Annotated in this window: 12 protein-coding genes; 5 read left to right on the forward strand and 7 right to left on the reverse strand. The window is 65.7% G+C overall.

What is annotated here, in order from left to right:
- Nucleotides 1-2: 2 nt before the first annotated feature.
- Entirely contained in the window at nucleotides 3-3,488 is a 3,486-nt protein-coding gene (locus CH306_RS04330; RefSeq protein WP_094645740.1) for a non-ribosomal peptide synthetase, read from the reverse strand.
- Nucleotides 3,489-3,685: 197 nt separating this feature from the next.
- Here CH306_RS04330 and CH306_RS04335 point away from each other — a divergent pair, with 197 nt between their 5' ends.
- Nucleotides 3,686-4,807 carry an ABC transporter substrate-binding protein gene (locus CH306_RS04335; RefSeq protein ID WP_094645741.1) on the forward strand — a complete coding sequence of 374 codons (1,122 nt, stop codon included), beginning with the start codon at nucleotides 3,686-3,688 and terminating at the stop codon, nucleotides 4,805-4,807.
- Here CH306_RS04335 and CH306_RS04340 read toward each other — a convergent pair.
- Nucleotides 4,794-5,219 (reverse strand): HIT family protein, encoded by a 426-nt coding sequence (locus CH306_RS04340; protein ID WP_045196704.1) that lies wholly within the window; start codon nucleotides 5,217-5,219, stop codon nucleotides 4,794-4,796. The genes CH306_RS04335 and CH306_RS04340 overlap by 14 nt on opposite strands.
- An 11-nt stretch (nucleotides 5,220-5,230) precedes the next feature.
- Entirely contained in the window at nucleotides 5,231-6,277 is a 1,047-nt protein-coding gene (locus CH306_RS04345; protein WP_094645742.1) for a hypothetical protein, read from the reverse strand.
- Between the two features lie 96 nt (nucleotides 6,278-6,373).
- Between CH306_RS04345 and CH306_RS04350 the strand changes: the two genes are divergently transcribed.
- Nucleotides 6,374-7,165 (forward strand): HAD-IIA family hydrolase, encoded by a 792-nt coding sequence (locus CH306_RS04350; RefSeq protein ID WP_032395946.1) that lies wholly within the window; start codon nucleotides 6,374-6,376, stop codon nucleotides 7,163-7,165.
- Here CH306_RS04350 and purB read toward each other — a convergent pair whose 3' ends face one another.
- Nucleotides 7,166-8,584: an adenylosuccinate lyase gene (gene purB, locus CH306_RS04355; RefSeq protein ID WP_045200318.1), complete on the reverse strand. Its 1,419-nt coding sequence runs from the start codon at nucleotides 8,582-8,584 to the stop codon at nucleotides 7,166-7,168.
- 158 nt (nucleotides 8,585-8,742) lie between these two features.
- Here purB and CH306_RS04360 point away from each other — a divergent pair, with 158 nt between their 5' ends.
- Nucleotides 8,743-9,393 carry a DsbA family oxidoreductase gene (locus CH306_RS04360; protein ID WP_094645743.1) on the forward strand — a complete coding sequence of 217 codons (651 nt, stop codon included), beginning with the start codon at nucleotides 8,743-8,745 and terminating at the stop codon, nucleotides 9,391-9,393.
- Nucleotides 9,390-9,530, forward strand: a complete 141-nt coding sequence (locus CH306_RS28970) for a hypothetical protein (protein WP_155290808.1) — start codon at nucleotides 9,390-9,392, stop codon at nucleotides 9,528-9,530. Before CH306_RS04360 ends, CH306_RS28970 begins: the two co-directional genes overlap by 4 nt.
- A gap of 3 nt (nucleotides 9,531-9,533) precedes the next feature.
- On the opposite strand, the gene CH306_RS04365 is transcribed toward CH306_RS28970, so the two are convergent.
- Nucleotides 9,534-10,172: a TetR/AcrR family transcriptional regulator gene (locus tag CH306_RS04365; RefSeq protein ID WP_045196709.1), complete on the reverse strand. Its 639-nt coding sequence runs from the start codon at nucleotides 10,170-10,172 to the stop codon at nucleotides 9,534-9,536.
- A gap of 67 nt (nucleotides 10,173-10,239) precedes the next feature.
- Here CH306_RS04365 and CH306_RS04370 point away from each other — a divergent pair, with 67 nt between their 5' ends.
- Entirely contained in the window at nucleotides 10,240-11,253 is a 1,014-nt protein-coding gene (locus tag CH306_RS04370; RefSeq protein ID WP_256981028.1) for a threonine aldolase family protein, read from the forward strand.
- A 65-nt stretch (nucleotides 11,254-11,318) separates the two neighbouring features.
- On the opposite strand, the gene CH306_RS04375 is transcribed toward CH306_RS04370, so the two are convergent.
- Both CH306_RS04375 and purD read right to left on the reverse strand, forming a co-directional pair.
- Nucleotides 11,319-12,467 (reverse strand): pyridoxal phosphate-dependent aminotransferase, encoded by a 1,149-nt coding sequence (locus tag CH306_RS04375; RefSeq protein ID WP_094645745.1) that lies wholly within the window; start codon nucleotides 12,465-12,467, stop codon nucleotides 11,319-11,321.
- A 178-nt stretch (nucleotides 12,468-12,645) separates the two neighbouring features.
- A complete protein-coding gene (gene purD / locus CH306_RS04380; RefSeq protein ID WP_094645746.1) occupies nucleotides 12,646-13,896 on the reverse strand; it encodes a phosphoribosylamine--glycine ligase in 1,251 nt (416 codons plus the stop codon).
- Nucleotides 13,897-13,958: the final 62 nt, after the last annotated feature.

Below are 13,958 nucleotides of genomic sequence, written 5' to 3' on the forward strand. Positions count from 1 at the left end.
ATTCAGGGGGTGTGCTGGTGGTCGAGTGCGGCCAGCAGTTGGTCCTCCGTCATGGATTCGATCGATACGTAGATCTCTGCGGTCGCCTCCAGCAGTTCGGCGTCACCTTCGGCTGCGATCATCGACTCCGCCAGACCCGACACGGTCGGCGCGGAGAACAGCATCCTCACCGTGACGGAGGTGATGTCGAAGGCCGCGCGAATTCGAGCGACAATGGTGGTCGCGAGCACTGAGTCGCCGCCCAGCGCGAACAGGGTGTCGGTGACTCCCACCTCCTCGGCACCGAGCACGCTCTGCCAGATCAGGGCGAGTGCACCCTCGAGTCGAGTTCGAGGCGCGACACGAGCCCTGGCCCGCTCGGTATCACCTGCCGCCCGGCACAGTCGGACGATTGCCGCCGAATCGATCTTCCCGTTGACGGTCAGCGGCAGGGCCCGCAGTGCCACCATCCGGTCCGGCACCATGTGGGCAGGCAAACGGTCGGCAACCCTGGCGGTGATGCCCGCGACGGTCTCGTCGGAATCTGCGTCGGAATCGCCGAGCACCACCGCTGCCATCACCACCGCAGCGCCCGAGCGATCGACAACTGCCGCGGCGGCGGCTACGTCGGGATCGCCGACCAGGACCGACTCAATCTCTCCCAGCTCGATGCGAAACCCGTTGATCTTGATCTGATTGTCGACGCGGCCGACGAATTCCACCATCGAGTCCGTGCCGTAGCGAACCAGATCGCCGGTGCGGTACCAGCGATATCCCTCGACCTCGACGAAGCGTTCGCTCGTGCGCTCGGGGTCGTCCAGGTAACCGTCGGCCAATCCTGTTCCTGCCACCCACAGCTCGCCGGGCACCCAGTCCGGCACCGGATACCCACGCGCATCGACGACCCGCAACGCCATCGAACGCAGCGGCAGTCCGAACGGCACCGTACGCCAGTGCGGATCGACCTCGACGACCTCGCAGATGCTGTTGTGGATGGCCGTTTCGGTTGCGCCGCCGAGTCCGGCGAATCGGCATTCCGGAACGGCTGCCCTCAGTCGGCGGTAGAGATCGACACCGACCTTGTCGCCGCCGAGCATGACGACCTGCAGCGAGTCACCCAGATCCTCACCGGCGGAGAGGATCATGTCCAGCAGCGGCGGTACGCAGCTGATCACCGTGACTCGATGCCCACGAATCAGAGCGGCCCACCGCTGCGGATCCTTGCGCTCGTGCTCCTGGACGAGCACGGCGCTGCCCCCGGCGGCGAATACCGAGAACAGGTCGAACGTGCAGAGGTCGAAATCCAACTCGGACAGGCACAACGGGCGGTAGCGCTCGTCCAGCGCGAATCGGTCAACCAAGTCGCCGATCGTGTTCATCGCCGCACGATGCGACACGACCACACCCTTGGGCTCCCCCGTCGAACCGGAGGTGAAGATCATGTACGCGGGAGCGGTGTCGGGTCCGAGATGTGGGGCGGGCAGAGCGTCAGCGAGGACCGCGTCGGACACCGCGAGGCCGTCGCCACCCGATCCTCCGATCGTCACCGCGAACCCTGCTTTTCGCGCGATCAGAGCAGCGCGACTCGCCGGTTGGTCGACGCCGATCGGGACGTACACCCCGCCCGCGGCGAGCACACCGAGAACGGCGACCACTTGATCGGGCCCCTTCGGCAGCGTCACCCCTACGGTGTCGCCCACTGCCACATCTCGATCCTTCAGTGTCGCAGCCACTCTCAGCGCTCGGTCACACAGATCGCCGTACGTCATCGACTCGTTCTCGCCCCACTCGAGCGCCACCGCATCGGGATTCTGCAACGCGTGATCGAAGAAGGCGCGGTGCAGGGACTCGTTCCCGGCTGCCTGCGACGCGTCCGTTCGGGGCACATCGGCCGACGGAGTTCGTGAGACCAGCTGACGCGGCGGAACCAGCCGACCCACCGGTTCCGACCACACGGTGTCACCGTCGACGACGAGTCCGCGAACCAGCGCCTCGAAGGCGTCGAACATCGCCTCGGAAACCCCTGGCAGGAACTCGTTCTCGCGAATGTCCCAGTTGACCAGCACGCCGCCGTCGAGCTCGGTGATCTGGGCGTCCAGTACGACCTGCGGTCCCTGCGACATGATCCACACCGGGTCCCCGAAAATCTCCCGCGCGCGGGCGTCGAACAACTCGCCCAACCCGAGCGCACTGGTGAAGACCACGGGCGCGAGCACCGGTTCTCCCCGACGACGGCCGAGGTCACGGAGAACCTCGACTCCGGAGTAGTCGACGTGCGAGGCATCCTCGTGCAGTCGAGCCCTCAGTTGCCGGGACCGCTCGGCGAACGACAGGTTCTCGCTCAGATCGACGTCCAGCATGACCGAGGACGAGAAGTCGCCGACGAGGGCACCGACAGCGGGGTGCGTCGGGGCGCGGTCGAACATCGGAACGTTGAGCAGAAATCGCTGCTCACGTGACCAGGCCCCGACCACCTCGGCGAACGCCGATGCCACCGCTACCGCCGGGGTGACGCCATGTGCGCGAGCCCGCGACTGCAAGAGCGAATAGTTCTGCGCATCGAGGTGAAACGACCGCCTGGTCGCCGACGGAGATCCCGAATGATGTTCCAGCAGAGGCAGAGTGGGTGCACCGGGCAGAGCCTCGAGTCGATCGGTCCAGTATCGCTGTGCCTGCGCCCGCGCCTCGCGGCGATCCTGCGGGCGGTCGGCGAGGTAGCGCGCATAGCTGTAATCGACGGTGGGAAGCACCTGTCCGTCGTATACCTTGGCCAGATCTGCGACCAGGATTCTGAAGCTGACGGCGTCGCCCGCAATCATGTCCATGTCGAGATGCAGTCGCGTTCGACCGTCCGGGAGCAACGACAGATCGGCCGAGAACACCTCTCCTGCTTCGATGTCGAGCATCTGGTGCGTCAGGCGTTGACGAGTTCGTTCCAGCTCGTCCGTTGCGTCGTCCTCGCTCCGCAGATCGTGCACCGTCAACCCGCGCCACCCTGGCGTGAACTCGATCACCTGCTGTCCGTTGTCGGTGATCCGAGCCCGCAGCATGTCGTGCCTGCGGGCCACGGCTTCGAGTGCTACACGCAGTCGATCGGGATCGACTGCGCTGCCGTCGAACTCGGTGTAGAGGTGCGGCGAGACACCACCGAACCGCTGCTCAGCGCTGCGGCCGATCCAGTAGGCATGCTGCAGTACAGCGAGATCGAAGCTGTCCGTGTCGAGCGTGCGCGCGGCCGTTACCGCCTCGGGGACGGGTGCCCGGGGTGCCGGTTCGTCTGCGGCACCGACTAATTCGCACCACGCCGATATCGTCGGCTGCGCCGCGAGGTCGGCGAACGTCACCGCACTGCCCTGTTTGCGAAACCTACCGACCAACCGCATCAGCACGATCGATTCCAGCCCCAACTCGAACAGGTTCGCATCGACCGGCACAGCGTCGGGCTCGGAGCCGATCAGCTCTGCGACCGACGTTCGCAGTTCGTCGAGCCCTGTTCCCTGCTGATCCATTCGGTGCATCCCCTTCGATCGGCTGCTGTGCGTCGTACCGGTCGCGGCCAGGAGGTTTGCCACCCAGATGCATAAGGAAAGGCTACCCTCGCTTAGTCGACCCTCAGCAGGCTAACATCTGTCCGCCCGGAGGAGTGGTCGGACCTGCACCACCCGCCCAGGACATCGGACCGGCAGACCCACAACGGAAGTGACTCATGATTTCCCACCACAACCACAGGACGGGCCACTTCGGATCCCGACAGCACGCACTCGTCGGAGGCGTCGCGGTCCTGGTTCTTCTTGCTGCATCGGCGTGCAGCAGCAACGACACGGACCTGGAAGACCACGGCACCCAGGTCGTCGACCTGAACGCCAACCCGGCCGCGTGCAGCGAGAACGACCGCGTCGACACAGTCGATCGAGAAGAAGGACCGTTCACCTACACCGACGGCCGCGGTCGGACCATCTCGCTCGAGTCGCAACCGACCAGAATCATCGCCGACGAGGAATCCGCCGCAGCGCTGATGTCGTACGGAATCAAACCCGTCGCCATCTGGTCGACGACGCCGATGAGCACCAGCCCCATTCTGAGCTGCTCCGACCTGTCCGGCATCGAATCGGTCGGCGAGAGCTGGGGGACATTCGATTTCGAGAAGGCTGCGAGCCTCGACCCGGATCTGGTCGTCGGTGAGTTCAACCCTCGATTCGGGCAATTCGGCAAGCTGACCACCACGGCCGATTCGTCCGAGGCCGACACCATCGATCAGCTCGCTCCCACCCTGGGAGTCACCTTGGACACGACATCGACGGCAAAGACCATCGAGAACTACGCGGGGCTCGCGTCCTCACTCGGAGTCGACCTCGACACCCCACAACTGGCAGACATCAAGGCCGAATACGACGCTGCCGTCGCGAATTTCGAGAAGGTTGCTTCCGAACGCCAGGACCTCACCGGCGTCGGAGTCTGGCCACTCGACGTCGCGTACGTACTCGATCCGTCTGCGGACCCAGACTTCGGCGACTACCAACGCTGGGGACTGAAGATGTACACCCCCGACGGTACCGACGACGGGTACTGGAAGAAGGTGTCGTGGGAGAACGTATCGACCGTCGACGCCGACGTGGCGTTCGTCTACCACGACGTCGCCAACGCTGCCGACGTGAAGCTTGCGGACATTCCCGGCCGCTACCCCGGCTTCGACGCCATCTCGGCCGTCGACAACCAGCAGATGGTGCTGTGGGACTACGGCGCCAACAAGAGCTACAGCCGGTACACCAAGACCATCGACATCTACGCCGACGCACTGTCCAAGGCGCAGAAGGTCACGGCCGAGTGAGAGCCGCGGCGATCTCGGCGGCCTGCCTGTCCAGTTCGGATCGCTGCGGCGACGACGGCCGAGCCCGCAGCCCGAAGCCGTCGCCGATCATCCGGGGGATGACGTGCAGGTGCACGTGGAAGATTTCCTGACCGGCCACCGTGCCGTCGGCGAGAAAGAAGTTGACGCCGGCGACACGCGGGTTGCTCGCTCGCACAGCGGCGGCCACCTTCTGCCCCACCACGAACAGGTGCGCCCCGATCTCGGGTGGCAACTCCGCCAATGTCCGGAACTGCTGCCGGGGCACCACCAACACATGTCCGCTGGTGAGCGGGCGAATGTCCATGAACGCAACCGCTGTCTCGTCCTCGTGGACGCGCGACGCCTCGGCCGTCCCGGCAATGATCTCGGCGAAAATCGTGTAAGGGTTCACAGTCACCGACTCTAGGGCTTTCGCTCCCTCTCGATTTCTTCCATCGGGAAAGGCGTTTCTTTGCTATCGCTGACGAGGCGTCGATGGAAGGCATTCAGCAGGGCTGTCGGACGAACGTGGCGATCGATCAGTGCGGCGAGGTCCGACGTGACGCCATCGGGACGTGCACGTCCGATCCAAGTGTCCGGAAATTCGGCGCGTTCGGTCCCGGTGAACTTCTCGGCGATCACGCACCGAAGCAAATGCCCGGCGCAGTAGACACTGTCGTACGACAGGTGGCGGGCGAGAAACGTGGACTCGCGCATCGACAAGTCGAAGCTCGAGCTCAGGGCGAGTCCGAAATCCGCGAAGTAGAGCTGCTGCCCGTCGGTCAGAATGTTGGCGAAGTGAGCATCGAAGTGGACGAGACCATGCGCACTCATGAAAGCAGTTCCGCGAGCGAGTGCGTCCTCCATCCAGAAATACATCGAATCGTCGTCGGTGTCGGAATTGTTGTGTTGCAGGGCAATCCATTCGGCGAGGGTATGTGGCACGTACTCCAGGAACAGCACCACACTGTGCGTGCACTCGCCGATCGCCTTCAAACGACTCCGCACTGCAGGCGAACGCTCCCAGTAGGTCACCGCGCGTTCCACGCCTCCGAATTCGTCGACGAATCCTTCGGGTATCGAGTCCGGGAGAATACGCCAGTGATGCATCAACGGAAATCCTGAAAAGGTCCTGCCGAGGACCCACTCGGTCGTCATGGTGTGAGCGGCGAGTTCTCGCCACGCACCGAAACCGGACGACCCCAACCCGTACTGATAGAACGTCGGGAGTCCGAAAACGTTCGCGGTCGAGAACATGTTCTGCGGCAGCATCTCGATGTCGGTCAGGGGGATTCGTTTGACGAAGACCCGGTCACCATCGAGGTCCATCGCCATCGAGCGACCGCCGATTCCTGCACCGAGCGGAGCGGCCGTCGCTACTGCCCGCGCGAGTTCTCGGTCGCTCATCGACGACAGAAGTGCACTCGCAGCCATGTGGCGGGCGCAGCGCGCGACATGGTGTGCATCCATCGCCGGCTCCTCACTGCCTCCATCAGGCGCTGTCGACCCTACGTGGACGAGATGGCTGAGGCTGCAGGCGTTCGGTAACCCGACTACTGTTTGCCGATGAGCATCGGCGGGGTTCTCTTCGACATCGACGGCGTCCTGGTCACGTCGTGGCAGGCGGTGCCAGGGGCAGCGGACACTCTGAAGTACCTGGACAGCAAGGACATTGCGCGCGCGTTTCTGACCAATACGACGTCGAAGACGCGTGAGCAGATCGCTACGGCACTGCGCGAGGTGGGGCTGGACGTGCACTCGGACGAAATCGTCACGGCCGCGTCACTCACTGCGGACCATCTCCGGGAGAACTATCCCGACGCGCGGGTGGTGCTGATCAACAACGGCGAGATCGCAGGCGACATGCCGGGAATCGAGTTCGTCGACGAGACGTCCGATGATCCCGATGTCGTGGTCGTCGGCGGCGCAGGCCCGGAGTTCACGCACGAGCGGCTCAGCCGCGTCTACGACTGGCTGTGCCGAGGCATACCCGTCGTTGCGATGCATCGATCGCTGATGTGGAGCACCGGTGCCGGGCTGCGCATCGACACGGGCATGTACCTCGGCGGTATGGAGCAGGCGTCGGGGCACACCGCGAAGGCCATCGGAAAACCTGCACCGCTGGGATTCCGGACGGCGTCCGAGCGAATGGGCGTCGACCCGGACGACGTCGTCATGGTCGGGGACGATCTGGACAACGACGTACTCGCCGCCCAGGTCGTCGGGATGACGGGAGTGCTCGTGCGCACCGGAAAGTTCCGTCAGGACATGCTCGATCGACGCATCACGGACGAGTTCGCGATGGAACCCGACCACGTGATCGACTCTGTCGCCGACCTGCCCGACGTCCTCTCCTGACTACAGAATCGGCGACGGCGTGTACGACGCCCCGGCCGGGAATTTCGCGATCAGCCGCTCCACTGCCGAGACGACGGCAGCGACCTGGGCGTCGGCCGCCCCGATGAAGGCCGTCTTGTCGGCCAGCGCCGCATCGAGGGCAGCGCGATCGAGGGGCAGGCGATCGTCGGCGGCCAGACGGTCGAGCAGGTCCGGTTCCAGTCCCTGCTCACGCATGGCCAGCGCCACCGCGACGGCGTGTTCTTTGATCGCCTCGTGTGCGGTTTCGCGTCCGACGCCCGCGCGCACGGCAGCCATCAGCACCTTGGTCGTCGCGAGGAACGGCAGGTAGCGGTCGAGTTCCTTGGCGATGACGGCCGGGTACGCGCCGAATTCGTCGAGCACCGTCAGGAATGTCTCGATGAGTCCGTCGATGGCGAAGAAGGCGTCGGGCAGCGCCACGCGGCGCACGACGGAACAGAAGACGTCGCCCTCGTTCCACTGCGCTCCGGCGAGCTCAGCGGCCATCGAGCCGTAGCCGCGCAGCACCACCTGCAGGCCGTTGACGCGTTCGCACGAGCGAGTGTTCATCTTGTGCGGCATCGCCGACGAGCCGACCTGTCCCGCCTGGAAGCCCTCGGTGACGAGTTCGTGGCCCGCCATCAGGCGAACGGTGTGGGCGAACGAGGACGGTCCGGCACCGATCTGAACCAGCGCGGAGACGACCTCGTGGTCGAGCGAACGGGGGTAGACCTGGCCGACACTGGTGAGCGTGTGCCGGAAACCGAGGTGGTCGGCGACGATGCGTTCGAGCGCAACGAGCTTGGCGGAGTCGCCGCCGAAGAGATCGAGCATGTCCTGCGAGGTGCCCATCGGCCCCTTGATTCCGCGGAGCGGATAACGAGCGATCAGCTCCTGCACCCGGGCCAGAGCCAGCAGCAGCTCGTCCGCCGCGGACGCGAAACGCTTGCCCAGCGTCGTGGCCTGAGCTGCGACGTTGTGGCTGCGGCCGGCCATCACCAGGGAGGAGTATTCGGCAGCGCGCTCGGCCAACCGTTTCGCGACGGCGACACCGTGCGCGTGCACGTGTTCGAGTGAACGCAGAATCTGCAGTTGCTCGACGTTCTCGGTGAGGTCGCGGCTGGTGAGCCCCTTGTGGATGTGCTCGTGGCCGGCGAGGGCGTTGAACTCCTCGATGCGTGCCTTCACGTCGTGCCGGGTGACGCGCTCACGCTCGGCGATGGACGCGAGATCGACCTGGTCCACGACGGCTTCGTAGTCGGCAATCGCAGCGTTGGGTACGTCGACTCCCAGGGAGGACTGCGCGCGCAGCACAGCGATCCACAGTTGGCGTTCCAGGGCGATCTTGTGCTCCGGAGACCACAGCTCCACCAGTTCGGGACTCGCGTAACGGGTGGCCAGGACATTCGGGATGCTCACGAGCACCCAGCTTACGTGGCGCAGTTGTCGGCCTCGGAAGACGACTGCACTCTTTCGGAAAGGACTGCACCACCGACCGCCCGCGTTCGTGCACGCGTCTCGTTCGCCCGTCGACGCCGCGTGGAATAACCGCAGCGCATTCCGCTGTTGGAGGCGTCGTGAGCCGAACAGTGAAGGTCGACATCTGGTCCGATATCGCATGCCCGTGGTGCTTCGTCGGTAAGCGCCGTTTCGAGGCAGGCGCCGCGGAATTCACCGCCGGGGGTGGGACACTCGAGGTGGAGTTCCACTCGTTCGAGCTGGCACCCGACACACCGGTCGACTTCGACGGCAGCGAGGTCGATTTTCTCGTCTCCCACAAAGGCATGCCGGCCGCCCAGGTCACGCAGATGTTGGGGCAGATGACCGAGCTGGCCGCAGGCGAGGGGCTCGCGTACGACTTCGACGCCCTGCAGCACACCAACACAGTCAAGGCGCACGAGCTGCTGCATTTCGCCAAGTCGAAGGGCAAGCAGGTCGAGATGAAGGAGCGCCTGCTGGCGGCCTATTTCGAGGAGGGGCGCCATGTCGGCCGCACCGATGACCTCGCCGACCTGGCCGCGGAGGTCGGCCTCGACCGTGACGAGGTGGTCGAGGCGCTGAAGTCCGAGGAATTCCTGCCGGCGGTGCGCGCGGACAAGGAGCAGGCCATCGCCTACGGAATCAACGGTGTGCCGTTCTTCGTGATCGACGGACGGTTCGGTGTGTCCGGCGCTCAGGACCCGTCGGTGTTCGCCGACGTCCTGCAGAAGGCCGCTGCCGGCTCATGAGCGGTCCTCTGGAGATCGTCGGCGACGACCACGGCCTCGTCTGCACGGACGGCGTGTGCGAGGTGCCACCGATCCACGACGCAGACTCCGGCGAGACCGACCGGGCCGAGTCGGGGCCGAACATCTCGGCTAGGTAGCAGTCAGTCCGCCGGCACCTGTTCCGCCGGTGCGACGATGTCGATGACGGCCAGCAACATGCTTCGGGCCATGTGGCGGGGGTCGGGGTCCACTTCGCTGAGCGCGCCCACCACGGCTCCGTCCACCACCGCCACGAGTCGTCGAAGCTGCTCTTCCTGCACGGTTCGACCCGACCGGCGCAGGACGTCGGTGAGCAGGTCGTCGATCTGGGCGCGTAGGCGCAGCTGAACCTCCCGTAGCTCGGGATGGCGTGCCGAGGCGATGAAGCGTTCGTATCTCGCGATCAGCTGCTCGTGTCCGTCCTGGGGTCCGATCAGCAGGTCGACGATGAGGTCGACCGTCGACTCCATTTCGTTCGAGCACTTGCCCTCGTCCTCGATGCGGCCGCGCATCACATCGATCTCACGGGTGCCCACGACGTCGACCGCCGCGGCCACCAGGTCTCCGAGGGACTCGAAATAGTAGGTGGTCGACGCAAGAGGGAGCCCGGCTCGTGCGGCCACGGAACGGTGCCGCACCGCGTCGAATCCGCCTTCGACGAGAAGGTCCGCAGCGGCCGACGCCAGTGCCTGCCGGCGGCGCACCCCCTTCGGAGTCGCACCCGACACCTTGTGCTGCGACTCGGTCGGACCTGCGGACATTCAAGTCATCGTGCCAGCTCGAGGCCGTTCGTCGGACTGCTTTCGCGCTATGGAATTGTCAGTATTCGTGGCACATCGAACGATCGACCTCCGCTCCGACACCATCACCCGACCCGATTCGGTCATGCGAAAAGCCATGGCCGACGCCGAAGTGGGCGACGACGTCCTCGATCACGATCCGACGATGGCGGCACTGGAAGAAGCCGTTGCAGGTCTGCTCGGATTCGAGGCGGCACTGTGGGTGCCGTCGGGGTCGATGGGCAACATCATCGCGCTGATGCTGCATCTGCAGCGCGGCGATCGATTCCTGGCACCCGAGCACGCCCATGTGCTGGGGTCCGAGCTCGGTACCGCCGCATGGTTGGCGGGCGGAATGCCCGACGCCCTACCCCACGACGGTGGGCCCGGCCGTCCCCTCGCGTCGACGGTGCGCGCGAAAGCCGGCGGCGACGGACCGTACTTCGCGCTGCGGACCACGCTGCTGTCGCTCGAGAACACCCACAATTTCGCAGGCGGTACCGTGTTCGGAGCGGACGAGTGGTCGGATCTCGTTGCCGCCGGCCGTGATTGCGGACTGAAGGTGCACCTGGACGGGGCGCGACTGTGGAATGCCGCTGTGGCTCTGGATGTTCCGATCGCCTCGCTCGCTGCCGGTGCGGACACGGTGCAGGTGTGCCTGAGCAAGGGCCTCGGCGCGCCGGTCGGTTCGATGTTGGTCTCGGATTCCGCGAGGATTCACGAGGCTCGGCGTGTACGAAAGATGTTGGGCGGCGGCGTCCGTCAGGGTGGCGTCCTGGCTGCGGCCGGGCTCGTGGCGTTGGATCGGATCGGTGATCTGGCCGTCGATCACGCCAACGCATCGACCCTCGCGTCCGGTTTGCGCGAGCGTGGTTGGGAGGTGACCGAGCCGGAGACGAACATCGTGCTCGCAACGGTTCCCGACCCGGCATCGACGGTCACCGAGTTGGCCGAGTCGGGTATCGCCGCGGTGACCGTCGCGGGCAAGGTGCGTTTCGTGACCCACCGCGACGTCGATGCCGCCGATATCGCCGAGGCGCTGGAGCGGCTGCGCAGCATGTGAGCGCCGTGCCTTCCTGTCGTTCCGCAGGCTCCACTCCTGCCTCGTAGTCTGCTACGAGGAAACACTCAATTGCGACGAAGGCGCTCCAACGCCTCCTCGACGTCGGCCGTGGTGCCTGCGAACGAGAATCGCACGGTGTGGTTCCCGCGTACGGTGTCGAAATCGATGCCCGGTGCCAATGCGACCCCGGTCTCGGACAGCACTCGCGCACACCAACTTCGTGATTCGTCGGTCAGGTGCGCGATGTCGGCGTACACGTAGAAGGCACCATCGGCCGGTGCGAGGTCGGTGATCCCCATGGCCGGCAAACCGTCGAGCAGAATGCGACGGTTGACGGCGTAGCGCTCGACATGTGAATCCAGCTCGATGCGGGACTCCTCGGTGAACGCCGCGATGGCGGCAACCTGGGAGATCGCCGGTGGGCAGACCGTCATGTTCGACGCCAATCGTTCGACGGCTCTGCGCAATCGCGTCGGCAGCAGCATCCAGCCCAGACGCCACCCGGTCATCGAGAAGTACTTCGACACCGATCCGATGGCGACGGATTCCTTGGAGGTCTCCCAGGCGCTGGACGTCCGCGCGTCCCCGTAGGCGATGCCGTGGTAGATCTCGTCCGAGATCAACAGAGTTCCGTGCTCGTCGCACCAGCGCGCGATCGCGGCGAGCTCGTCGGGGTCGATGATCGTGCCGGTGGGGTTGGCCGGGCTCGCGATGATGAGCCCGGCGGGCGGCTCGGGCAGTTCCTCGAGCATGGCGACGGTCGGTTGGAACCGGGTCTCTTCGACGCAATCCAGTTCGACGACGCGACAGCCCAACGCCGCCAACGTGTTTCGATACGCCGGATAACCCGGCCTGGCCATGACGACCGTGTCCCCCGCGTCGAACGCAGCGAGGAACAGCAACGTGAATGCGCCCGACGACCCGGTCGTGATCACCACGTCGTCGGCGTCGACGGAGATACCGTACCGCGCGCTGTGGTACTCGGCAATCGCGCGACGCAGCGGCAGAATGCCCAGCGTCTCGGTGTACCCGAGCAGCTGCGCGTCCAGGGCCTCGCGGGTGGCGCGCAGTACCGGCTCGGGCGCTCGCGTCGAGGGCTGACCTGCAGCAAGAGAGAGCACGTCGCCGTGAGTGCGCGCCCGCTCGGCCGCCGCGGCGAACACATCCATCACGTGGAACGGCTCGACCATCGATCGCTGGGATTCACTGTGCATTGTTTCGACCCTACTGATCCCGGGACGCTCGGTACCTCACGCCTTCGCAAACGCGCGCGCATGTGCCATGTGCGCGCAAAATCGCGTCGTTTCGGAGGCGATTTCGCTCGCATCCGACAAATGCGCGCGCGTTTGCCCCCGACGACCGGCTTCGACGAACCCGGCCGACGCGGCGCACCTACAGCGAGATGCGACCCTCCACCGCAGCCAGGCCGATGTCGGTGCGGAAGTGACTGCCCGGCAATCGGATTCCCGCGATACGGGAGTATGCGTCGTCGCGGGCGGCGGTGAGGTCGAATCCGGTGCCGACCACGCTCAGCACGCGTCCGCCCGCGGAGACGACTGCGCCGTCCTTCACCGCGGTGCCTGCGTGCAGCACGCCTTCCCCGTCGGAGCCGAGGATCTCGTCACCGGTGCGCGGTCGACCGGGGTAGTTCTCGGCGGCGATGACGACGGTGACGGCCGCACCGTCCTTCCAGCGCAACGGCGGCAGTGAGGCAAGCGTGCCGGTCGCCGTCGCGTTCAGCACCTCACCGAGAGGGGAATCGAGCAGCGCCAGCACCGCCTGGGTCTCGGGATCACCGAAGCGGCAGTTGAATTCGACGACCGCCGGGCCGTCGGCACCCATCGCCAGACCGGCGTACAGCAGACCGGAGAACGGCACGCCACGCTGCACCATCTCGGCGGCAACGGGTTTCACGACGTCACGGACGATCTCCTCGACTGCGCCCTCGGGCAACCACGGCAGCGGGGTGTATGCGCCCATGCCGCCGGTGTTGGGCCCGGTGTCGCCGTCGCCGACGCGTTTGTGGTCCTGCGCGGGCAGCAGAGGCACCACGGTCTCGCCGTCGACGAGGCAGAACAGGGACACCTCGGGTCCGTCGAGGAACGATTCGAGCAACACCGGGTGGCCGTTCTCGAGCAGTTCGGCAGCGTGATCGCGCGCGACGAGGCGGTCGGTGGTGACGACAACTCCCTTGCCTGCAGCCAGGCCGTCGTCCTTGACCACCCAGTTGGGGCCGAAGCGGTCGAGGGCTGCGTCGAGCAGGGCGGGTGAGTCGACGATTTCGCTGTGCGCGGTGCGGACACCTGCTGCTGCCATCACGTCCTTGGCGAAGGCCTTGGATCCCTCGATGCGAGCGGCGTCGGCGGACGGTCCGAATGCGGCGATGCCTGCCTCGCGGAGTGCGTCGGCCACACCGAGGACCAGGGGCACCTCCGGTCCGATGACGACCAGGTCGGCGTCGAGTTTCTTCGCCAGCGCGGTCACCGCCTCACCGGAAGCGACGTCGACCACGTGCTGCTCGGCGAGCTTCGCGGTGCCTGCGTTGCCGGGAGCCACGAACAGCTTCTCGACCGACGGATCGGCCTTCAACGCAAGTAGAAGGGCGTGCTCACGAGCACCGGAACCAATGACTAGTACGCGCACAGTGCATCAGACTATCTGCTCGACGCGAAAGCGCCCCGCACCTGTCATGGTGCGGGGCTCTT

This window comes from Rhodococcus sp. 15-725-2-2b (genome assembly GCF_002259075.1).
Lineage (GTDB): Bacteria > Actinomycetota > Actinomycetes > Mycobacteriales > Mycobacteriaceae > Rhodococcoides.